General features: G+C 45.0%; 22 protein-coding genes. 9 read left to right on the top strand and 13 right to left on the bottom strand.

The window, feature by feature from the left end; all coding sequences use genetic code 11:
- Nucleotides 1–14: 14 nt before the first annotated feature.
- The 7 genes from DKT75_RS21185 to DKT75_RS21155 all read right to left on the bottom strand — a co-directional run bounded on the left by DKT75_RS21185 (nt 15) and on the right by DKT75_RS21155 (nt 9677).
- Nucleotides 15–662 (bottom strand): RloB family protein, encoded by a 648-nt coding sequence (locus DKT75_RS21185; protein WP_109826836.1) that lies wholly within the window; start codon nt 660–662, stop codon nt 15–17.
- The gene (locus tag DKT75_RS21180; protein ID WP_109826834.1) at nt 655–1992 is read right to left on the bottom strand and encodes an AAA family ATPase; all 1338 of its coding nucleotides are present in this window, start codon (nt 1990–1992) and stop codon (nt 655–657) included. Before DKT75_RS21180 ends, DKT75_RS21185 begins: the two co-directional genes overlap by 8 nt.
- A 410-nt stretch (nt 1993–2402) precedes the next feature.
- Nucleotides 2403–3740 carry a restriction endonuclease subunit S gene (locus tag DKT75_RS21175; RefSeq protein ID WP_109826832.1) on the bottom strand — a complete coding sequence of 446 codons (1338 nt, stop codon included), beginning with the start codon at nt 3738–3740 and terminating at the stop codon, nt 2403–2405.
- Nucleotides 3730–5304 (bottom strand): class I SAM-dependent DNA methyltransferase, encoded by a 1575-nt coding sequence (locus tag DKT75_RS21170; RefSeq protein WP_109826830.1) that lies wholly within the window; start codon nt 5302–5304, stop codon nt 3730–3732. Before DKT75_RS21170 ends, DKT75_RS21175 begins: the two co-directional genes overlap by 11 nt.
- Before the next feature lie 245 nt (nt 5305–5549).
- On the bottom strand, nt 5550–5981 hold the full coding sequence (locus DKT75_RS21165) for a universal stress protein (protein WP_109826828.1): 432 nt from the start codon (nt 5979–5981) through the stop codon (nt 5550–5552).
- The gene (locus DKT75_RS21160) at nt 5978–8608 is read right to left on the bottom strand and encodes a TRAP transporter permease (protein ID WP_170310694.1); all 2631 of its coding nucleotides are present in this window, start codon (nt 8606–8608) and stop codon (nt 5978–5980) included. The genes DKT75_RS21165 and DKT75_RS21160 overlap by 4 nt, the downstream gene beginning before the upstream one ends.
- A gap of 109 nt (nt 8609–8717) precedes the next feature.
- Nucleotides 8718–9677 carry a TAXI family TRAP transporter solute-binding subunit gene (locus tag DKT75_RS21155; RefSeq protein WP_109826824.1) on the bottom strand — a complete coding sequence of 320 codons (960 nt, stop codon included), beginning with the start codon at nt 9675–9677 and terminating at the stop codon, nt 8718–8720.
- Between the two features lie 171 nt (nt 9678–9848).
- Here DKT75_RS21155 and DKT75_RS21150 point away from each other — a divergent pair, with 171 nt between their 5' ends.
- Together DKT75_RS21150 and DKT75_RS21145 are read left to right on the top strand one after the other, a co-directional pair.
- Nucleotides 9849–12182 (top strand): sensor histidine kinase, encoded by a 2334-nt coding sequence (locus tag DKT75_RS21150; protein ID WP_109826822.1) that lies wholly within the window; start codon nt 9849–9851, stop codon nt 12180–12182.
- Nucleotides 12172–12807: a response regulator transcription factor gene (locus DKT75_RS21145; protein WP_109826820.1), complete on the top strand. Its 636-nt coding sequence runs from the start codon at nt 12172–12174 to the stop codon at nt 12805–12807. The genes DKT75_RS21150 and DKT75_RS21145 overlap by 11 nt, the downstream gene beginning before the upstream one ends.
- 5 nt (nt 12808–12812) lie before the next feature.
- Here DKT75_RS21145 and DKT75_RS21140 read toward each other — a convergent pair whose 3' ends face one another.
- The gene (locus DKT75_RS21140; RefSeq protein ID WP_109826818.1) at nt 12813–13631 is read right to left on the bottom strand and encodes a TauD/TfdA dioxygenase family protein; all 819 of its coding nucleotides are present in this window, start codon (nt 13629–13631) and stop codon (nt 12813–12815) included.
- A gap of 173 nt (nt 13632–13804) precedes the next feature.
- On the opposite strand from DKT75_RS21140, the gene DKT75_RS21135 reads away from it, so the two are divergent.
- From DKT75_RS21135 to DKT75_RS21125, 3 genes are all read left to right on the top strand, one after another.
- Nucleotides 13805–14311: a Fur family transcriptional regulator gene (locus tag DKT75_RS21135; protein ID WP_109826816.1), complete on the top strand. Its 507-nt coding sequence runs from the start codon at nt 13805–13807 to the stop codon at nt 14309–14311.
- Nucleotides 14311–15324, top strand: a complete 1014-nt coding sequence (locus DKT75_RS21130; RefSeq protein WP_109826814.1) for a CobW family GTP-binding protein — start codon at nt 14311–14313, stop codon at nt 15322–15324. Before DKT75_RS21135 ends, DKT75_RS21130 begins: the two co-directional genes overlap by 1 nt.
- 62 nt (nt 15325–15386) lie before the next feature.
- Nucleotides 15387–15992: a GNAT family N-acetyltransferase gene (locus DKT75_RS21125; protein WP_109826812.1), complete on the top strand. Its 606-nt coding sequence runs from the start codon at nt 15387–15389 to the stop codon at nt 15990–15992.
- A 57-nt stretch (nt 15993–16049) separates the two neighbouring features.
- Here the strand turns inward: DKT75_RS21125 and DKT75_RS21120 are convergent, their stop codons facing one another.
- Nucleotides 16050–16217, bottom strand: a complete 168-nt coding sequence (locus DKT75_RS21120) for a DUF2986 domain-containing protein (RefSeq protein WP_109826810.1) — start codon at nt 16215–16217, stop codon at nt 16050–16052.
- Nucleotides 16218–16386: 169 nt separating this feature from the next.
- On the opposite strand from DKT75_RS21120, the gene DKT75_RS21115 reads away from it, so the two are divergent.
- The 3 genes from DKT75_RS21115 to DKT75_RS21105 all read left to right on the top strand — a co-directional run bounded on the left by DKT75_RS21115 (nt 16387) and on the right by DKT75_RS21105 (nt 18370).
- Nucleotides 16387–16779, top strand: a complete 393-nt coding sequence (locus tag DKT75_RS21115; RefSeq protein ID WP_109826808.1) for a VOC family protein — start codon at nt 16387–16389, stop codon at nt 16777–16779.
- Between the two features lie 101 nt (nt 16780–16880).
- On the top strand, nt 16881–18059 hold the full coding sequence (locus DKT75_RS21110; protein ID WP_109826806.1) for a phytanoyl-CoA dioxygenase family protein: 1179 nt from the start codon (nt 16881–16883) through the stop codon (nt 18057–18059).
- Between the two features lie 83 nt (nt 18060–18142).
- Entirely contained in the window at nt 18143–18370 is a 228-nt protein-coding gene (locus DKT75_RS21105) for a hypothetical protein (RefSeq protein ID WP_109826804.1), read from the top strand.
- A gap of 46 nt (nt 18371–18416) precedes the next feature.
- On the opposite strand, the gene DKT75_RS21100 is transcribed toward DKT75_RS21105, so the two are convergent.
- The 4 genes from DKT75_RS21100 to DKT75_RS21085 form a co-directional block, all read right to left on the bottom strand.
- The gene (locus tag DKT75_RS21100; protein WP_211665528.1) at nt 18417–18797 is read right to left on the bottom strand and encodes a COG4315 family predicted lipoprotein; all 381 of its coding nucleotides are present in this window, start codon (nt 18795–18797) and stop codon (nt 18417–18419) included.
- Between the two features lie 12 nt (nt 18798–18809).
- Nucleotides 18810–19259 carry a COG4315 family predicted lipoprotein gene (locus DKT75_RS21095; protein WP_109826800.1) on the bottom strand — a complete coding sequence of 150 codons (450 nt, stop codon included), beginning with the start codon at nt 19257–19259 and terminating at the stop codon, nt 18810–18812.
- Between the two features lie 124 nt (nt 19260–19383).
- Nucleotides 19384–20148: an anti-sigma factor family protein gene (locus DKT75_RS21090; protein WP_109826798.1), complete on the bottom strand. Its 765-nt coding sequence runs from the start codon at nt 20146–20148 to the stop codon at nt 19384–19386.
- Entirely contained in the window at nt 20149–20673 is a 525-nt protein-coding gene (locus DKT75_RS21085; RefSeq protein WP_109826796.1) for an RNA polymerase sigma factor, read from the bottom strand. It abuts the gene before it with no gap.
- Nucleotides 20674–20925: 252 nt separating this feature from the next.
- Between DKT75_RS21085 and DKT75_RS21080 the strand changes: the two genes are divergently transcribed.
- A complete protein-coding gene (locus DKT75_RS21080; protein ID WP_158278937.1) occupies nt 20926–21954 on the top strand; it encodes an OmpA family protein in 1029 nt (342 codons plus the stop codon).
- Nucleotides 21955–21960 lie beyond the last annotated feature (6 nt).

Raw genomic sequence — 21960 nt, 5'->3', positions numbered from 1 at the left:
GTGAGAATGATTGTTTATTCATTGGATCCCTTAATCCTCTGTAAATATTCCACCAATAGATGTACATGCGTTGATGGGTTATCCGTATCATTTCGTTCCGCAGCTACCAACCCTCTTGTTGCATTGGTCTTGGCAGTTTCGAGACGATCAAATAATCTTTTAAAACTACCTTTTTCGCCCTTGTCATACTGCGACATACCGTCTTGTTTTTTTAGATCGCTAAGCACTTGAGCGCCAACACTATTACCTTGCTGCGAGACATAGCCGCGAGTGGTGTACTCAAAGTGCAGTAATAACCAAAACTCGAAGCTAGGCACAGATTGTGCGCTTTGAAATACATCGCCCTTTTGCGCTTTAATTTGCGCCAAGGCACTGTCATAACAAGGGTGATTGTCTCTATCTATGACGCAATAAACTTTGTCGAAGGGCGAGTCACGCTTTTCTTCTCTTTTGGCTAACGCTTTTGCGTGACTAACCACTGAACTAGGGTTCGAGCCTGAGTCACCATCAATCACAATATTCAGCGATGATATTTGGTAATGAGACTGTATTTCTTGAAAGTAGTGTGGCTCTGTTTTCTCACCTTCACAGACTATCAGTACCTTATCGTAAGGTTCTTTCTCAGCTTTTTTACGCTTAGACGACTTCGGTTTTCTAGCCATGAAGATCACCTAAGTTCGACTTATCAATAAACGGCAATGCCCCGTATTTACCCGATAGGTAGTTGCGCTCGATATTGTCTGCGCCTTTTCTGACTTTGAAGTCGCTCAGTGAGTAAAGTGTTGTTGATTGTGCTTTGTTCTTTTCGCAAAACCAGATTTGGTCACGGCGGAATACGTCCTGACTTAGGATCGAGGTTTCGTGAGTGGTGAAGACCAGCTGGGCGTTGTTTGCATTGCTGTCTGCGCTGTTAAATAGCGAGACTAAGAACTTCACCATAGTTGGGTGTAGGCTGTTGTTTAGTTCGTCAATGAAGACGACAGCACCATCTTGTAGGCTTTCTACTAATGGAGCGGCAAAGGCAAACATGCGCTGTGTGCCGTCGGATTCTTCTTTTAGGTCTAGGTATTGGAAGCTGCCATCTTCTAGGCGGTGGCCAGTGTGTATGGTTATATGACCCATTTGATAGAGTTCGTTATTTATAGCGGGAACCACCGATTTAAGCATTTCACTAAATTTATCACTCAAATCAATAGATGACTGTTCAACTGATTTAGGTATAAGGTTGGGGCTGCCAATCTTACTTTTGTTAACTTTAATGTCTTCAATCCCTAAATCTCCTGCTTTTAGGAAAGTAAGTACATCCTTCTTAATTTTGCTATTACTCATAATCTTCTGAGCAGTCTGGATATCATTTAGCTCATGAGTTCTAATAATCTTCAATTTTCTTGTGAGCCAATGATAAATTGGAACAAGTTGTTTGCTATTGAGTTGAATGGCCGTAGACAAGAACAATGCGTTATCGCGAGTTGCTTCTTTCCATGTCGATTTGGCACCAGATAGATAGCTGTCTTTAGTCCAGCTGTATTGCTCACTTTCTTTATCATACTCACGCATAAACCAGGTTTGAGCACGTCCATTAGGGTAGGCAAAAAGCCACTCTTCCAGCACTCTTTCATTGTTAGCAGAGAAGCCATATTGATAACGAATGCCTTCGCTAATAAAGTCCATATTGAACTCAGTTGGCTCGTTAATACTATCTACTGAAAACTTAAAAGGCTCAATATCCAGCGCTTCGCCGGACTGTAACTTAGTGGCTGAGTTTAAAACTAGCCACTGCATTTTTGAGAGGGCGTTGATGATATTAGACTTTCCAGCCGCATTTGCACCATACACAACTGCACTTTTCATTAGGCCGAAATTACTCGCGCCTTTTGCATCAGGTTGGAAGGTGTTGCTATCGAGCAGTTCTTTACCTGAGTCGGTAATCATTTGCAGCTCGGCTTCGTCTTTAATCGAGCGATAGTTTTTCACTGAAAACTGGATCAACATAGGCTTAATCTTTGTTTTTTGACGTATATTGTCAAAAATACGCTATTTAGCGCTAAATAGAAAGAATGTTTTTGGTGCGGAGTTACTCGTTCTATCAATTCAAACTTATTGAAAATGGCTAGCCGGAAGCTATTGAATACTTTGGTGACTTCCTAAAGTTAGGGTTAATTAGCTCTTAATTTGTCACAAAGTAAGGGTTAATTTGGAGTAAATCAGCTACAAAATAAGGGTAATTTTCGTATGCACTGCTTCAAGGAGCATTTTAACTTGGTCGATTAGTATGAAAGTTTTCTCGAACCTGTAAGAAATGCTTACACGTTGAAAGCTAGGTGCATTTTGATTTTCTGTAGCCTGTTTCAGTTGTCCGAAATTTCCGAACAACTGAACTCTTAAGAAAACCAGTAAGCTCTTTATCTAGTCGCTTGTTCTACAAGCTTTTCAGCATCAGGAATGCGAAGTTCGCCTGAGAGGAGTTTGGGGAGTAGTGTGTCGCGGAGTTTAGTTAAAGAAATGCTCTGTTTTGAGTTAAATACTATTTTTTCGGTGTTGCTAATAAAAATATATTCTACAAATTGCTGTAGTTTCGTATTTGGAACGATGGTTATTAATTCGCTTAAATCAGATCTGCTCAATTCTGTTTGTCCTGTACTACCTAACCCCATTGACTCTACATGAGGTTCAATAGAGATCATCATCTGTGCGAAAGAGTAAGGCTTATACTTTTCAGGGTTTGGTCGTACAACAGTGACATGAGAGTCTACGACTGTTGGTTCGTCAAGAAATGTTACTTGCGCCATTCTCCCTAAAGTACCGACCCCAGTTGAGTTAATAAGTAAATCTCCTACCTCCAAAAACCTACCATCTACTTTCCTAAGAGATATATCGTTTTTCCTACATACTGAGAAATTAATTTTATGCTCTCTGATACATCTTTGATTGACGACTTTCACACCATCTTCTTCAGTATATTTAGGAGAAATACCTCGTCGTAATTCGGTGGTTAAATCTGCAAGGTTAGAAGTCTCCCACCCCTGCGGAATCCACCCCATCTCCTCCGTATATTCAAACGCATCAGGAAACAGCGGATTAACCACCTCATCCTTTTTCACAGCCTTTCGCTTTTCCGCACGTTCAGCAAAGACATCAGGAATAGCATTCCCAGCGGCAAGTGCATTGTCGATAACGGGGTCAAAGTCCACAAACCAGCTTTTAAACAAAGCTTGCGCCATTGCTTCCAGCGTTTCATTCATTTGGCGGTTGAGTTCGATTTTGTCGTCTAGTGAGCCAAGGATGTGGGCTATGGCTTTTTGTTCTTGGAGTGGCGGTACTAAAATTTCTAGCTCATGTAATTGAGCTTTACTAACATTAGGAAAGGTAGAACCAGTTGCAGAAGATAATAATTCTGGGACTTTAGAGTCGATTATGCCACGTAAAAAGCTTTTGTATTCGCTCCCTTTTTTATGTCTAAAAGCGGCTAACCCCCTTCCAATTGCATACTCTTTATCAGCCCAGTTCATTCTTCCTGTTGTTGAGCCACGAACACAAAATAGAATGTCATCTTCCTTTGCAAATCTCTTTGGGTCGGTTGTAAATTGTGTTGGGTAGGGGTGTCTTGTACCAAACTCAGTGGGGCCATTTAGTAATGGGGTGCCGACGGCATCTGAGTTGCAAGCATCTCCTTTTGGGGATTGCCCCATTTCAATTTCTGCTAGATCACCTAGAGTGCTTAGTGTCCATTCATTCCCCATAACCCAACACCCCCAAATTTTTCCTAATCACCGCATCTAGCTTTTCAGACTCTTCCATCTGTCCATACAGCGTTTGGCTTAACTCGGTCATTTTAGTTTCAAATGGTATTCCATCATCCTCAATCGGCGCAGCGCCCACGTAACGACCCGGCGTAAGCACATAGTCATTCGCCTTAATCTCATCCAGCGTTGCTGACTTGCAATAACCTGCTTCGTCTTCATAAGTCACGTCCGACTCAGTACGCCATGTGTGATAAGTGTCAGTGATGGTTTTAATGTCGTCGGTGGTGAGTTCTTTGTGTGTACGGCTGATCATGCTGCCCATGTTGCGCGCATCGATAAACAGCGTTTCGCCTTTGCGGTTTCTAAAGCCACGTTCTTTACTGGCAGCAGATTGCGCTTGTTTGTCACGATTGATAAACCATAAGCACACAGGTATCTGTGTGGTATAGAACAACTGACCGGGTAGCGCGATCATGCAGTCCACCAAGTCATTATCAATAATCTGCTGGCGTATCACGCCCTCGCCACTGGTCGCGGTGGACATGGAGCCATTCGCTAGTACAAATCCTGCTGTGCCGTGTTCGGACAGCTTGGAGATCATGTGTTGTATCCATGCGTAGTTGGCGTTGCCAGTCGGTGGTGTGTCGTAACCTGCCCAGCGTGGGTCATCGACCAACTCGGCTTTGTCGCGCCAGTCTTTTTGGTTAAAGGGCGGGTTGGCCATGATGAAGTCGGCTTTTAAGTCGGGGTGCTGGTCTTTAAAAAAGGTGTTGCCGGGTACGTCGCCCAAGTTGCCAGAGATACCGCGAATCGCCAGATTCATCTTCGCTAGTTTGTAAGTGGTGGCGGTGTTTTCCTGCCCGTAAATGGAGATGTCTTTGCTGTTTCCGTGGTGGCTTTCGATAAATTTAATCGACTGCACAAACATTCCCCCAGACCCGCAGCATGGGTCGTAGATTTTGCCTTTGTACGGCTCTATCATTTCTGCGATGAGGTTAACGATGCATTTTGGCGTGTAGAACTCACCACCGCCTTTACCTTCGGATGCGGCAAACTTGCCTAGGAAGTATTCATACACGCGCCCAACGATGTCATTTTCTTTGTCGCTTGAGATGTCGATATTGCTGATGGTGTCGATCAGTGAGGCGAGGTCTTTCGACTGCATGCCTAAGCGTGAGTAGTAGTTGTCTGGCAGTGCGCCTTTGAGGGCTTTGTTGTTTTTCTCGACCGTGTGCAGGGCGGTATCAATCTTGATCGCGATGTCGTCTTGCTTGGCGTGTTGTTTGATGTACGACCAGCGTGATTCTTCGGGTAGGTAGAAGACGTTTTTAGCGGTGTAGAAGTCTACCATTTCTAGGTAGTTTTCTTTGCCTTCGTCGATTAGCTCTTGGCGACGGGCTTCAAACTTGTCACTGGCAAATTTGAGGAAGATAAGGCTGAGGACAACGTGCTTGTATTCAGAAGATTCAACACTGCCGCGCAGTTTGTTGGCGGAGTCCCAAAGGGCTTCTTCAAAGCTTTTTTGGTTCTTTTCGGTTTTTTCTGCTTTGTTCGTAGCCATTCACGCTGCCTTTTTGTTGCTTGCCGTTATTGGGTGGGAGTGGTCATGATTTTATCATAAGCGATGAGCGGTGGTGTTTATTATTCGTTGGCTGATTTTTTGTAGAAAGTAGGGGGACTGACTTCACACTTTTACGCGCAGAAAAATGTAAAATTCCGCACTTTTATGCGCATAAAAGTGTAACCACCAGACAACAAAAAGGCGCCGAAGCACCTTTCTATATCTATCTAAAACAAACCAATCAACTACCGAACAACGTGCACCGTACACTTAGAGTGTCGAATAATACGTGCCGCATTCGCACCCAGCAGATAGTCAGAAAAGTCAGGCTTGTGCGCACCAACAACAATCATTGATGGCTCAGTCTTTTCAGCAACCTTCAGCACTTCTTGGTAAGTTTTACCAAAAGCGATGATGTGGCGGACTTTCTTATCAAAGTCCTCACCAACAACCTTGATGACTTGCTTCTTCAAAGACTGCTTAGCCTCGCTAATGATTTGCTCTTTGTGCTCCTCATTAAAAAAGCCACTCACTAAGCTAGTTCCAAAGTCAGGCACAACGGTGATCACATCTAGCTGTGCATCATCCATTACTGCAAGCTTAGCTGCTGCTTCCAGTACCTTGTTATCCTTGTCAGGATGACTGATATCAATTGCGCAAAGTATAGAGTTACTCATGCTGCAACCTCCTTTTTGTCTGTTGATACAGGTGCGACTTTCTCAACTCTTCGACGCTGTAGTAACACAACACCAAACAGTAGCAATAGCGCAGGAATAAACACTAACTCTTTTGGTAACTGAGATGCAGAAGCTTGAACAGTCTTGATCTCAACAGGCTTGTCGCCGTAGAAGTCAAAAGACTCAAGTGTCTTAACGTAAGGAGAGCTAAAGCCCGGCTCATCCATCTTCATGACATCACCTTCAGCAATCAACGCAAGGCCAGTCTCGCTGAGTCGATCAGCACCAGACTTATCGCCATCAATGCTAACAACCAACGTTGTTTCCTTGATTTCGCCAGTGTCAAAGTCAGGACCAGAAACAATCAATCGAACCTCATCACCCGACTTAGCATCATCCAATGCAGACGTAACCTGTACCGCAGGTACTGCCTTAAATGGTGGTTGAATGTGATCCATAACAAAGTCAGGTCTGAACAGTGCAAACGAGATCAGAATCAATGCAATGCTTTCATAGAAACGACTCTTAGTGATAAACCAGCCCATTGTTCCAGCGGTAAATATAAGGATCGCAATAGAAGCAATCACGAATACCAGCACACCTTGCGCAAAGCCCACATCAATTAACAATAAGTCGGTATTGAAGATGAACACAAACGGTAGCGCGATAGTTCTTAGTGAATAGAAGAATGCAACGAAACCCGTCTTAATCGCGTCACCACCCGATACAGCGGCGGCGGCAAAACTGGCCAGTCCAACCGGCGGGGTTACGTCAGCCATGATTCCAAAGTAGAACACGAATAGATGAACAGCGATTAGCGGTACGATCAAACCTGACTGTGCGCCAAGCTCAACAACCACACCCGCCATCAATGATGATACAACGATGTAGTTAGCCGTTGTCGGTAGACCCATACCTAAGATAAGGCTCAGTAAACCAACCATCACCAACATTAGGATCAAGTTACCACCAGATAAGAACTCAACAAGGTCAGCCATGACTTGACCAACACCTGTTAGCGTCACTGTTCCAACGATAACACCAGCCGTTGCAGTCGCTAGACCAATACCGATCATGTTACGAGAGCCGTCAATAAGACCGTCGATTAAGTCAGCCACTCCATCTTTAAATGAGCGAACAAACTCTCCACTACCACGGAACATCGCTTTAAGCGGACGTTGCGTTAGTAGGATGAAGAATAGTAATGCCGTCGCCCAGAATGCAGATAGTCCAGGAGACTTTTGCTCAATCATCAAGAAGTAAACCAACACGATGATAGGCAGTAGGTAGTAAAGACCGGCTTTGTAGATTTCACCAACGACAGGCAGCTCAACTGTTTCTGCGTTAGGGTCATCTGGCTCAAGGTCAGGTACTTTAGAAGCAACCCAAAGTAGTATGACGTAAGCAACACCGACCATAGCCGTTAGCACGACACCTGAGCTTTCAGGAAGGGCAGAGACGACCCAGTTGACAGGGAACTTCACCCCGTAACAGAGTGCGGCAAAACCGATGAAGAAGGCGGCCATTCCACCAATCGTGCGTCCCATAGAGACAACGCGATTACCGATAGTTGGCATGTTAGTTTTAACCGCTTCTAAGTGAACGATGTAAACCAAAGCGATGTAAGAGATTGCCGCAGGTAGGAAGGCGTGAGTGATAACTTCTAAGTAAGAAATACCAACATACTCAACCATTAAGAAGGCCGCAGCACCCATAACCGGTGGCATGATTTGGCCATTCACCGAGCTTGCCACTTCTACCGCACCGGCTTTTTCGGAGCTAAAGCCGACTCGTTTCATGAGCGGAATGGTAAAGGTACCGGTGGTGACCACGTTTGCGATCGACGAACCAGAGATAAGACCTGTTGCAGCAGAACCAACAACAGCCGCTTTAGCTGGGCCACCTTTTAAGTGTCCAAGTGCGCCAAAGGCCATTTTGATGAAGTAGTTTCCTGCACCGGCTTTATCGAGTAATGCCCCGAACAGTACGAACAAGAATACAAATTTAGTGGAAACACCCAATGCAATACCGAAGACACCTTCAGAGGTAATCCACATGTGGCTCATTGCTTTTTTCAGGGATGCGCCTTTCCAACGTATAACATCAGGGATCCATTCTGAAGACCCAAAGAATACGTAGAATAAGAAGATCGTTGCGATGATTGCCATAGCAGGGCCAAGCGCACGACGTGCTGCTTCAAACAATAGGATCAAACCTGCGAGTGCTACCCATTTATCAACGTCATCTGCCAGTCCACCGGCATCAACAATCTTTTGGTAAAACACAAATCCGTACAGTGCAATAAAAGCACCAATAGACGCCATTGCCCAATCTAACGCGGGTATGTAGTGACGAGGACTTGACTTGAGAGCGGGGTAAGCCATGAAGGCTAGGAATAGCGCGAAGGCTAGGTGAATCTGACGAGAGTTATTGATTAGATCGCCGGGTAATATGTAGTTGGAAGCGGGCGAGGCTAATATGATTTGGAAGGCAGCCCAGATGATGGCTACTACTGCTAGAAATGTTCCTACTGCGCCTTTGGGCGACCTCGACCCTGTATCGGAGGAGGCGACTAAGTCTTGGAGTTCCTCCTCGCTTAACGCACCTTTTACCTGAGCATCAGCCATAATAGTCTCCCTTTCAATAGCTAAATTTATGAATTCACATGGTATTTTATTGTTATTGCTTCAGAAATAAATAAGGGGCACATGAAGTGCCCCTTAAATAGAGAAGTGATTACTCGATCAAACCAGCTTCTTTGTAGTACTTAGCTGCGCCAGCGTGTAGCGGTGCAGATAGACCAGCAGTTGCCATTTCCTTAGGCTCAAGGTTAGCGAATGCAGGGTGTAACTTACGGAACGCTTCGATGTTTTCCATAACAGACTTAACAACTGTGTAAACCGCTTCTTCAGAAACGTCAGCAGATGAAACGAATGTTGCACCAACACCAAATGTCATCGTATCTTCGTCAGTACCACGGTACATTTTGCCCGGGATAGTTGCTGAACGGTAGAAAGAGTTGTCAGCGATAAGCTTCTCAACAACAGGACCATCAACGGTTACAAGTACTGAGTCACACGCTGTTGTTGCTTCTTGGATAGAACCTGATGGATGTCCAACAGTGTAAACCATTGCGTCGATCTGGTTATCACAAAGTGCAGCTGACTGCTCAGCGCCTTTTAGCTCAGTAGCTAGTTTGAAATCAGCTGTTGTCCAGCCTTTCGCTTCCATTAGTACTTCCATCGTTCCACGCTGGCCAGAACCAGGGTTACCGATATTTACACGCTTGCCTTTAAGGTCATCAAACGTCTTGATACCTGAATCAGCACGTGCAACTACTGTGAAAGGCTCTGGGTGTACTGAGAATACAGCGCGTAGCTTTTCAAATTTACCAGCCTTCTCAAACTTAGAAGTACCGTTGTAAGCGTGGTACTGCCAGTCAGACTGTGCAACACCGAACTCTAGCTCGCCTTCACGAATAGTGTTGATGTTGTAAACCGAACCACCTGTTGACTCTACTGAACAACGAATGCCGTGCTCTTTACGGCCTTTGTTAACTAGACGGCAAATTGCGCCACCTGTTGGGTAATAAACACCCGTCACACCACCAGTACCGATAGTGATAAATTCTTCTGCGTTTGCAACTGGCATTGTAACTGCTAGTGCTAGTATTGATGCGCTAAAACATTTAAGCATTTGTGTCTCCACCTTGGTTGGTTTTTCATATGTACTCATACATCCTTACATTCGAGATTTTAAATATCTATGCGCGTGTGTGCGTAGGCAATGACGCGTATTTATTAAGCTTGTGTTCACTGTAATAATAAGAGACAGTTTGCTTGTTATTTATTCGTTTGAGTCAGTTGCATGAAACTTTCATTGGGCGTACTTCTCGCCATTTACTTAGCAGGCTTGCAACTAATCGCGGTTATCTCCGTGGTGTTTTTCTCTTACGTCTCCTCCGAAAACGCATTGATTGAACACACCAAATCGTTACTCAGCGATACAGGTAATAATGCAGTCGAACATTCCAAAGGCTTTTTAGAACCTGCACGCGTCACTGCGATACTGTCACAACGTCTCATAGAGAGCGGCATTGTCTCTAGCGACAAACCAGAAGACCTAGAAAAACTCCTATTTCAACAACTACAAGTGGGGCCTCAACTCTCGGGTATTTTTTACGGCGATGAAGTCGGTAATTTTGTCTACGTCATGCGCAGTCATGGGGTGGCAGAGTATCGTACTAAAATCGTTCACCGAGACGAGCGTGGTTCAGTCGCGACACTCATCTGGCGAAATGATAACTATGAAGTGATTAAGCACATCGTTGACCCTTTAGATACGTTTGACCCAAGAACTCGGCCTTGGTACAGCAGCGCAAAAAGTAAGATGGATGCTATTTGGACGGATCCTTATATCTTCTTCTCTTCTCAGAAGCCGGGCGTGACCTCTGCGTTACCCGTGATTAACTTGAGTGGCGAGCTTAAAGGAGTGTTCGGCGTTGATATTGAAATTGACGAAATTTCAGACTTCTTAGCGCAACTCAAAGTAGGGCAGAATGGTGGCGTGATGGCGCTGACTAAAGACGGCAGTGTTATTGCTCACTCAAACCCTAGCTTGGTAAAAGTTGTCAATAAGGGCTCGCTATCTGAGTTCGTGAGCATCACTGAGATCGATGATGCTATTGCTAAAGTGGCGTTTGGTGGACTGAAACAACAAGATATTGAAGCCAAAGGTGACGCGAAACAATTTGAGTATGAGGGGAATGGATATGTGTCCACACTGATACCGTCAGATAACCAAGACTTGCCTTGGGCGATTGCCATTTATGCGCCAACCGAAGACTTTATCGGCGGAATCAAAGAAAACCGCACGCGTAATATTTGGATTGCGGTTTTTATTGCGCTCATTACTGGCTTGATTGGACTACGAGTGGCAGGGCGCATTAGTCGTCCGATACGTGAGTTTGCATTGCTTACAGAGCTATTATCCAGCGGAAAGGTGTCTACTTATGAAGACATTCCTGAGACTTACCGTGAGTTAAAAGACGCGAGTGAAGTGCTGTTAAACGAGATCGCACAACGTAAAGCTTTTGAGTTGGAATACGGTCGTACCTTTGACTTAGCGTCACGCGGCATGGCACAGATTTCGCCTAACTCTGGTCGTTTCATTCGAACTAATCCGCAACTCAATGACATTTTAGGGTTTACCTCGAAAGAGATGCAGGGCATGACGTTTTCAGAGATCTTGCACTCTGATGATAATGACACTTACTTGTCTTTCCAGTACGCGGTTCATAAGGACGTTGAGTACAATAAAGAGCGGCGTTACATCCGTAAAGACGGTACGTTTGCCTGGTTGCGAGTCAATGCTATTTTGATTCGTGACGAGCAAGGTAAAGCGCTGCACACCGTCGCAACGGTGGATGATGTTACTGCGTTGCGAAAGTCCAAAGACAAGATCAATGAATTGAGTTTGGAGTTATCACATTATTCACGCATAAGCATGATGGGTGAGATGGCAACGGGCTTGGCGCATGAGTTAAATCAACCACTAACAGCCATTACGCAAAATGCCGATGCAGCCTTGTTAACCGTCATGCAAAGCGACAAGCCTGACCCTGAGTTGATTGAAATCTTAGAAGAGATGGATCAGCAAGCACATCGGGGTGCTGATATTATTCGCGCCTTGCGTGGCTTTGTGCGTAAAGATAAAGGGCGAACGGAAGCGTTTGATTTAAAAGAGTTGATCGAGCAGACCTTGTACTTGGTTCACCCTGAGGCGAGTGTGCATGGCATCGCGATTTCATTTAAAGCACCTGCGCTGACTCATGCGACGGGTAGCCGTGTTCAAGTGGCACAGGTCATTGTAAACTTATTACGAAATGCGATAGAGGCGATTGCTAGTGATGACTCGTCGGTAAAGCAAATAAAGGTAAGAGCTGAAAGCGCCGATGACGATATGCTGAAAGTCTCGGTTGAAGATACAGGCGGCGGTGTTGACCCCAGTATCGAGCTATTTACGCAGTTTGAAACCAGTAAAAAAGATGGCATGGGACTGGGCTTAACGTTTAGCCGTTCCATTATTGAAGCGCACGGTGGCAAGCTTTGGTGTGAGTCTGATAAGCAGCACTGCACGAAGTTTTGTTTTACGTTACCTATTTTATCTATAAGCCAGCAGGAGAGTTCAGATGACCAATGAACAGCTTTTGACTGTTTTTATTGTTGATGATGACGATGATATTCGCTCGTCGTTATCGCGTGCATTAAGTAAGCGAGGCTACACGGTGGAGGCTTTTTCCTCTGCGCGTCACTTTCTTAAGGAGTATGACCATAACAAGCTCGGTTGCATCATTTTAGACTATGGTATGCCAGACATGAATGGCTTGGAACTTCAGCGCTACATGAAGGAGCATTCGATGATTTTGCCCGTGATCTTTATCACAGGGCATGGCGGTATTCCTGAGTCGGTTCAAGCGATCAAGCAGGGCGCAGTGGACTTTTTAGAAAAGCCTTTTCGCCAAACGACGCTGGTGAATTGCATTGATACCGCGTTTTCGACGGTGCTTGAAACACAGCAGTCAGCGCAGGGCAACAAGCAGCTAGAAGCAAAGCTTGAGCGACTCACCAATCGTGAGAAAGAAGTGGCGGAGTTTATTGTGCTGCATCCTTCTAGTACGTCGAGTAAGGAAGTAGGGCGTCACTTGGGGATTAGCCCTCGTACGGTGGATCATCACCGCGCAAGAGTCTTGGAAAAGATGAACATGACGTCGGTGACGGAGCTGGTTGATCAGTGTGTTAAAGCGGGTTTGTTTAGTAGCGACTAGCGTTATTAGCTAAGTCGCTCACCTTCAACCGTTACCCGATGCATTAGTCGTGTCTGACCAAAATAATCCCCAGCGGCAAAGTGCTGGACTAAGCGATTTTCCCAAATAGCGACACTGCCTGGACTCCACGTAAAGCGACAGCAAAACGGTGGCTGTACCGCAAAATCAAATAGGTATTTTAACAGTGGTGCTGACTCTTCTTCCGTCCACCCTTCAAAATGAGTGGTGAAATAGCCATTTACATACAGCGCTTTGCGGCCTGTGACTGGGTGCTTTAACACTACTGGATGCAAGCAAGGTTCGGTGATTTTTGCAGCTGAAAAAGTATCCGGCAAGACGGTTTCAGCTTTCGCAAAACTACCGTCGGTGTGCCATGCGTTGAGGCTGTCTAAGGTGTGTTTGAGTCCGTCTGACAAGTGATCATAAGCCGCGCCCATCGAAGCAAACAGCGTATCGCCACCAAAGTCAGGTAACTGCTGGGCTGATAAAATCGACGCCATTGCAGGTGCAGGATCATAAGACTGGTCGGTGTGCCAGCCACTACCAACAACCACAGTTTGGTCAGGGTTAGTACGAATCTCTGCGATTTCTGGATAACCTTCAACATGCGTGAAAAAACGGTTTACGTCGATCTCTCCCCAGCGTTTGGCAAAGGTTAGGTGCTGCTCTGGCGTGAGGTGTTGGTCGCGAAAAAAGATAACGCCATGTTCAAATAAGGCGTTACGAATAGCCTCAAACGTGTCATCTGATAACGACGCCAGCTTTACATTACTGATTTCTGCGCCAACGAATCCTGATAGTTTTTTTAGTGTTAGTGTTTCCATGGATTTATCGCTGTTGATGATATGCTTATTGATATTACTAGCTTATACGCACAGTTTATAAGACTAGACCTAAATAACTAAGAACAATGTGAGAATTTAATAAATGATACATTGTAACATTTGCATGTTCGCTTATAATCGAGCACATATGAACGTCAGAAAGGGAGCTCCAAATGGGAAGTTGTCAGCACGAGAGTGAATTAGCAGGAGGTGTTTCTCAGCGGATTGATACCATCATCAACCATGCAGAGCAACACTGTAAAACTCATGGTGTGCGCCTGACGGACAAACGAAAGCAGCTGTTGTCTGTGTTGATCGGTTCGGAAAAAGCACTGTCAGCTTATGAACTGATTGATCTGTGCAAAGCAGAGTTTGGTAAAGCGATCCCCGCAATGTCGGTCTACCGCATGTTGCAGTTCCTAGAAGATGAACGCTTGGTACACAAACTAAATCTGGCCAATAAATATGTTGCCTGCGCGCATATCAGCTGCGACCACGCACACTCTGTATCGCAGTTTTTGATCTGTGGTGAGTGCAGCAAAGTTGATGAAATTAGCGTGCCTAAGCAAGTGTTTGCTGAGCTTGAGAAAAATGTAGAAGAAGCGGGTTTTCACTTGATAACGCCTCAGCTAGAGATCAACTGTATTTGTAATGACTGTAAGAAGGGTAACAAGCACTAATGAACGCTAAAAGACTGGATATCAAGGCTGTTCCTACTAACATCATCACCGGTTTTTTGGGTGTTGGTAAGACGTCAACCATCTTGCAGTTACTCAAAAACAAACCAGAGAGTGAGCGCTGGGCAGTGTTGGTGAATGAGTTTGGCGAGATTGGAGTTGACGGTAGTTTGTTGCAAGGTCAACAAATTAATGACAGCGGTATATTCGTCACAGAAGTACCCGGTGGTTGCATGTGTTGTGCTGCTGGTTTACCTATGCAAATTGCGTTAAATCAGTTGTTGATGAATGCGATGCCTGATCGTTTATTGATAGAGCCTACTGGGCTTGGTCACCCCAAAGAAATCATGCAAGTGCTATCCACCAAGCACTACGAAGAGGTTTTGTCTTTACAGCAAACGCTAACCTTGGTTGATGCAAGAAACCTGTCTGATGAGCGTTACACCTCACACGAAACCTTTAACCAGCAGATCGCGATAGCGGATACGGTGATTGGTAATAAGGCCGACTTGTATACTGACGCTGATAAGGCGAACTTGATTGAGTACGTTAAGCAGCATGCTGCCCCTCATACGGATGTGATCTTTGCTAGTCATGGTGATATTGACTTGTCTGTGTTGTCGGGTAAGGCTACTGCTAGTGTTGATGAGCACGGTCACCATCATCATCACGGTCATGAGGACAAGCCTTTAGTGTCTGATATGCCCATGCCTGAGGTTGGCTTTTTGAAGGCTGAGAACCAAGGTGAAGGGTTTAAAAGTGTTGGTTGGCGCTTTGCTAAAGAGAAGGTGTTTGATTATCAAAAGCTTGCTGAGTTCCTAAAAGCAGTGGATGCGGAGCGTGTGAAGGGAGCGTTTATTACTAACGAAGGGTTGGTTGGGTTTAACATCACTAGGGATGCTCAGACTGAAATGGCGCTGAAAAGCTGTGAAGAGAGTCGTGTTGAGATTATTGGTGAGGGGTTGGATGATTCGTTAGAGGCGGGGTTGATGGCTTGTCTTGATGATAATTCTTAGTCTCAGCTGCTTTTTCAAGAGTTTAGCGGATAGTTAAAGAGGTTTAAGCCTAAGGAATTACCGTGTATTTCACCGCCCAGAAAATACAATTATCGCCATTTGATGAATCAGATTTAGATCTCTTTGTCGAGATATCTATGTCTCCAGAAATGATGGGTCATGTATATGACCCTTGTTCATTTGAAGAAGCTAATGAAGCGTTTATTGCTAAGTCACAACCTTGGTCTATGGAAAGTGATGGTTGGTTGTCATTCGGAATTTCTGAAGTAGCAACAGGCGAAAAACTTGGGAATGTAGGGCTAAAAATCACAAATCATGACGCTAAAATTGCTGAAGTAGGTTTTATGATTAAACCGAGTGCCCAAGGTAAAGGGTTTGCTGGTGAGGCGCTAAGTCTTGTCAAAAACTACGCTTTATCAGAATTAAATCTAAATAAATTAGTGGCTACTTGTTCAGTTAGCAATACTGGTTCATTTAAGCTACTAGAAAAACATGGTTTTATGCGCGAAGGTTGTATAAAGCAAAATGTCATAATCAACGGTAAATATGTTGATGATTATATTTACGGGTTTTGCAAACCGGCTTTATGTGTAAAAAATAAATTACAGTTAGTCGAAGAAAGGTGCCTGAAAGCATGGGGGCGTGTTTTAATTTATAATCTTTTCTGATCCAGAATTTAAAGATATAACATTCATATTTTGGCTGGCTTTAGTTAACTCAATAGCTTACGTGCTTGTATCTTGATTTTCCTCTTCCTCTTCCTCTTCCTCTTCCGCTAATTTCGCCCGATCTGCTTTGCTAATATATTTAGGCTTCTTCTTTGTCGATAATTTGGCTTTCGCCTTGTTGATGCGCGACTTTACTATCTGAATACTTTTCTTACGACGGTTCATTGCTTATTCCATGTGTGATTTTCGACATGATATCAGTTTTTAAAAAAAATCAGATTCATATTGCGAGTTGCTGATGTACTACGCCTCTCACCCTGCCTCACTCAAATAACTTTCATCCTATTCCATTATTTCCTCTAGAATCTAACAATACTATAGCGAGAGACTGACGATGGAAGAGCCTCTATTTTTAGCAGCGTATCCGTACCAAAACGATTTATTAACCTTACCGATTAAGAGTGTAGAACATGCAGTTTCTTGGTACTCGAATGCATTTGGTATGTTCGAAGTGCAGCGTCATACAGGCGCCCAACCTTCGGTGATTTTGGAAAGAGGTGGCATAAGACTTGGTTTTGCAGTTAATGGTGGTGATGCGGCTCAAGACGGTGCGGCAATCTTAGTGTTAGATATTCATCAGGCAAAAGTAATGCTTGAGTCAAATGGTGTGAATACGGGTGACTTGCAGAATGATGAACGTGGTGGTCAAAGCTATAAGGCCTTTTTTGTCATAGCACCAGATAGTCTTTGTTATTACTTTCATGAGTTGATTCAAGACCAGAAATAGTCGCTATTTTTCGAAGCTGGAATCGCTCTATTTAAAGAGGTTGAGTCTGGCTTTAAAGTGGTGTAGAAATAGTTTCAGGATCATCTTACAAGGAGGCGTCTATGTCATTAAAGAATGCAGGCTGGCATCAAGCTGTGCCGCCCAATGGTTTTGTAAATCGACCACGTACCGTCGAATACAATGACAACCCCGATGGTTTATCTTCAGTCGCTTCAATTGACATCGAGACCACGCCCGAACATTTGAACCTAGTATCTGGTGATCCCGCCTGTGCAACTTGGACGCGTAAATACGATGATCCTGATGTCTCAGCGTTGCGTGAACATCTGCGAGAAAATAATGGCATTAAAGGTCTGGAATTAGTGTCACCAGACGACCCAGAGCGCGCCGCAGCACTATTACACCGTGATGGTTTTGTCGCAGTTAAGGACGCATTGTCAGACGACCTGCTGGAACGGATGCGAAAAGCATCAGATACGGCAATCATGCAATTAATGGCCGATGACCCTGACTGCTCTGCAGGTGGTGGAGCAGGTGGGCTACCGCATCGATATTCATTTGGCGGAGGCTCGGCGTCACGACACATGCTGCACGTTGATGAATGGTGCGAGCTAATCGACTTGCCAACTATGACGCCCATTCTTAAAGCTATTTTCGGTTCTGACAACTACGTAGTTGGTGGTGCTGGCGGTGACGTTGCTATGCCCGGTGCGATTGAGTATCAGGGGTTGCACTCGGACAATATGTGGTCTGAACTGCCTGATCCGACAAATGCCGTTACCATGAGAGATGTACCGGTGCCTGTTCTTACCATCAATTTTCCGATGACAGACCTGACCTTTGAAAATGGACCCATACGTCAAATCCCGGGAACGCAGCGTTCACGAGCGCCGATACCAAACTTGGTTGATGAGCCAGAGTGGATGAAACTCTCAACTCTTTGTCCAGTTCCCGCAGGGACGGCTATTATCCGTGATATTCGTGCTTGGCATGGAGGTACACCGAACTTGTCACGCGAGGTTCGTGCAATGCCGAATGTTGAGTACTATGCGCCGTGGTTTCACAGTGAAGGCATCATGCGTTGCATGCCTTATGAACAATGGAAAAAACTGTCGCCACATGCACAACGCATTTCCCGTTATGTTATGTGTAACGAGGGTGAACAAGTGATTGGTGCTGGATACATGGATCCGAGGCGCAAAAAGCGCGAAGCATTTAAACAAAAGCAACTTGATGCAATGAGTGAGAAAGAGGTTAGGGAATATCTGGCTCGGCTTTAGAGGTTTTATTCTTACGATATTGAAGTGAATAATAGTCCTTAGTTCTCACCTTTTATTACCGAGCTATATATGCGGGTAAAGAGATGTTGGTTTTTTTGAAGACCGTGAAGATCGCTCAGGTACATGCGGGTGAAGAGATATTGGTTTGTTTGAAGGCCGCAAAGACTGCGCAGGTACCTGCGGGTGAAGATATGTCGGTTTGTTTGAAAACCGCGAAGACCGAGCAAATACCGCAGTCAGCGAGGAAAACGAAGGAAACGAGAACATGGGGAGGGCGCTCCGTACAATATAGCTGGATAGTTACACTCTAATGAGAAGCGTATTGAGAACACCCAATACGCTTTCTTTTTTTGTTGATTATGGACGTGCTAGATCCCAAACCCCACCAACACCATTACCCGTAGTATCACCCTGTGCACTATCGCCCACCCAGTAGTACAAAGGCATACCTTTAAGCGCCCATTGCATGCTGCCATCGTTACGTTTTACTAACGTCCATGCGCCTGTTGCCTTAGCGTCAGCTTTGGCTAAAAACGGTGGCCAAGCCGTTGCACAGTCGTCATAACAGTTAGATAGGTTCGGTGTGTCTTTACGAAAGGTGTATAGCGATAAGCCTTTTTCACCTGCAAATACTCTACCTGCTCCGGTGTCTGCAACACTCCAAGCAGTTGCTAGTGCCACTGAACAAAAACTTACGGATAACAAAACGCCTGCGATAATTTGATTAACTTTTTTCATGGTCATGTCCTCTTAGTAAGTACTAGTTGATGGTGTTTGCATGCTTGCTTTGGCTGGTCGGGCAAGATCCCAAATACCGCCAATACCATCTCCTCTTACATCACCGGCCGCTTTATCAGCCGCAAAGTAGTACAAAGGCATACCGTTGAGTGCCCATTGCTGTGAGCCGTCTTTGCGTGAAACGATTGTCCAAGCTCCTTTTGTGCTCGCACCCGCCTTTGCAGCGAATGGAGGCCATGCCGTAGCACAAGCGCCATCGCAGTTAGACACGCCTGAGGTGTCTTTCTTAAAGGTATAAAGTGATTTTCCAGACGGGTCGGTAAAGATTTTACCTTTAGATGAGTCTGCTGCTTTCCAAGCGTGGCTCATGCTTGTCGCTGCTGATGGTGTGTCATAAGCGGCACGCGCGATACTAGATAGTGCGATTAAACTTATTGCAGACAATTTGATGACTGTATTCATTGTTTCGATCCTTATCGGTTGAAAGAGGTTCACAACACCGTGTTTTCACTCGGTTATGCTCTGTAAACCCCTCAGCTCCGTTTTTATTCGATCGAATTGTTATTTTTTTTAAAAAAGTTTTATTTTAAATCGTCGTTAGGAAGTTTTTTGCAATACTTTCAATGACTTCAGGCTGTGTATCTCCAATTGCAATATAAGCAAATCCGCCATGATTCCAGCTAGCCGCATTTAGCCCTTTTATATTTGCTAGGGAAATTGCCTGATCTGGTTTACCATTTTTCAACACACAAATGGCAATCGGCGTACCGTCTTCACCCTGATACATAAACTGCGCCAATGGCTTTTGGTTAAATACCAAGGTTTGGGCGCGTTTAAACGTTAAGCCATCCGGCAAGAACTGTTGCGTTGGTACAGCCAGTCCTAGCTTAGTAGAGACTTGAGAAATACTCTTTTCTGCGGCATCAGCGGTCACGGTGAAAGTAGCTAGGGTGTCTTTGCTGTACAGCTTTTGATATCGCGCAACTTCGCCTTTCCATCCTACTGGTTCAGGCGGTGTTTGGAACATAGCACGCCCAACACCGACACCAATCGCTAGCGCAAAGCAGGCAGAAACCGCGTAGCTCATCCAGCTATTGTCGTTCGAAGCTGCTTTAGTAGGCATGCTCTCAACTTCAACCGCTGGGATATTGGCATTTAACGACTCAGTTGGCGCTTCCTGTAGCAGTTGATCAAAGGCTTGTTTGATCGGCGCAAAGTCTACTTCCAAGCCGCTTAAACGTTCTACGAGTGACTCGTCAGTCTCAAGCGCCTCGGCAATCTGTACCATTTTTGCTTCAGGTAATTCACCATCTAAAAATGCGGTGAGTTGTTCATCAGTGAAGGTAGTCATTTATAGACCTCCCTGTTTAGTCGTCGAGGTGGCGTTTACGGCTTCATTTATCTTTTTTCGCCCAGCGGCTAGCCGACTCATGACGGTGCCAATGGGAATATCTAAGACGCTTGCCGCTTCTTTATAGGAATAACCTTCTACGTACACTAAAAACACCACGTCTTTTTGCTCTGATGGCAACTTCATTACTAAGTTTAAAACTTGAACGCCAAAAATATTCGTTTCTGAATCACTACCCACAGCTTCCAGCTCGACCTCATCAACCGATTGTACGCCTTGACCACGTCGTACGCTGTCAGAGCGAAGTTGGTTTTTCCAAATGGATGAGATAATGCTAAAGGTCCACGCGTCGAGGCGTGTACCTGATTGATATTGTGAAGCTTTATTCAACGCTCGCTCAGCACCGGATTGGGTAAGGTCGTCAGCAATGTCACGCTTTTTAGAGAGTACTAAGGAGTATCGCCACATGCGCGGCAGTAGCGCAGGTAGGCCTTTTCTGACTTCTTGTTCGGACTGGCTGGGCATGAAGCGTTTATTCCTATCGGCTTTGTAGGGTAGGTAAGGTGAAGTATGGCAACAAATTCGCTGATATTCCAAGTTACTTTTGAATGAGACCTGTGTTAAACATAAAAATCAGGCCAGAAACATGAACAATAAATGAACCTATAAAATTCTGAGGTTACGTAACCTATATAAGTATTGTGGCATCTTTCCGCTCTAAGTCTTTATTTTCTATATGAGAGGAGCGGGTAAAGTTCAACAACAATGGATTGTTATATGGTTGATACACAGGAAGACGAAAACTCCCTTTTCGAATATCTCATTACAGGTTTGGTCATTCTTTTCTTTGGTGGACTGTACTATTTCATCAATCATGTCGGGGATGATGCAACAGGGCAGCCAATCTATGCGGTTAGCTCAAGCAGCAATGCTAACGCTGCAACAGCCGCATTAAGCACAGCTGGTGTTGTTAGCGCAGATGTCAGCGACAAGCCTGATGTTAAGCAGGCATCTGACGACACGACTAAAGCAGATACTACTCAAGTTGCAGAAGGCGACTCAGCGGGTAACGCTGTCAAGTTGGCAACAACAAACACTGACCAACAAAAAGCAGATGAAGCCAATCAACAAGCCATTGCAGCGTTAGCGGCAGAGAAGGCTAAGTTGTTAGGTGAAGTGACAGCGCTTCGTTCAGATAGAGATGAGTTAATTGCGACTAATGATGAGTTGATCGTAGAAGCGGAAGCGGTGATCAAGCAACTTTCCACGACTAAGCAGGCGGCTGCTCCTCAACCAGCCCTAGCTCAATCAACTAAAGCTCAATCAGCCCAGACTGAACCTCAAGCAGCGCAAACGAATAACGCTGGATTACAAAGCTATCAGTTACCTGACGGTACTGCGGTGAATGTAACGGATCAGGGTTTTGAAGGTTTATTAAAGCAAGCGCTTGAAGTAAGAGCGACCAATACACCGATTATCTTTGATGCGATTTACTTTGAGTCAGGGGCTTCTGAGCCAACCAAAAACTCGCAGAGCCAAATCACAGCAACCGCTGCGTTGATGAATGGATATCCAGAAGTGCATGTTCTGATTAAGGGACACACGGACGGTACCGGTGACTCACGCAACAATACGCTGCTGTCACTGACTCGCAGTAGTTATATGAAAAACGCATTGGTAAAACTTGGCATCGATGCTCGTCGCATTAATGTCCAGGGTGTCGGTTCACTTGAGCCTATAGCACCAAACGACACGGAAGAAGGGCGTAACGCCAACCGAAGAATCGAACTAATCCTTAATGATTAAGCAAAC

The organism is Leucothrix arctica (assembly GCF_003172895.1).
In the GTDB taxonomy this organism is placed as follows: Bacteria; Pseudomonadota; Gammaproteobacteria; order Thiotrichales; family Thiotrichaceae; genus Leucothrix; species Leucothrix arctica.
This window is presented reverse-complemented; position numbering and strand designations above follow the sequence as displayed.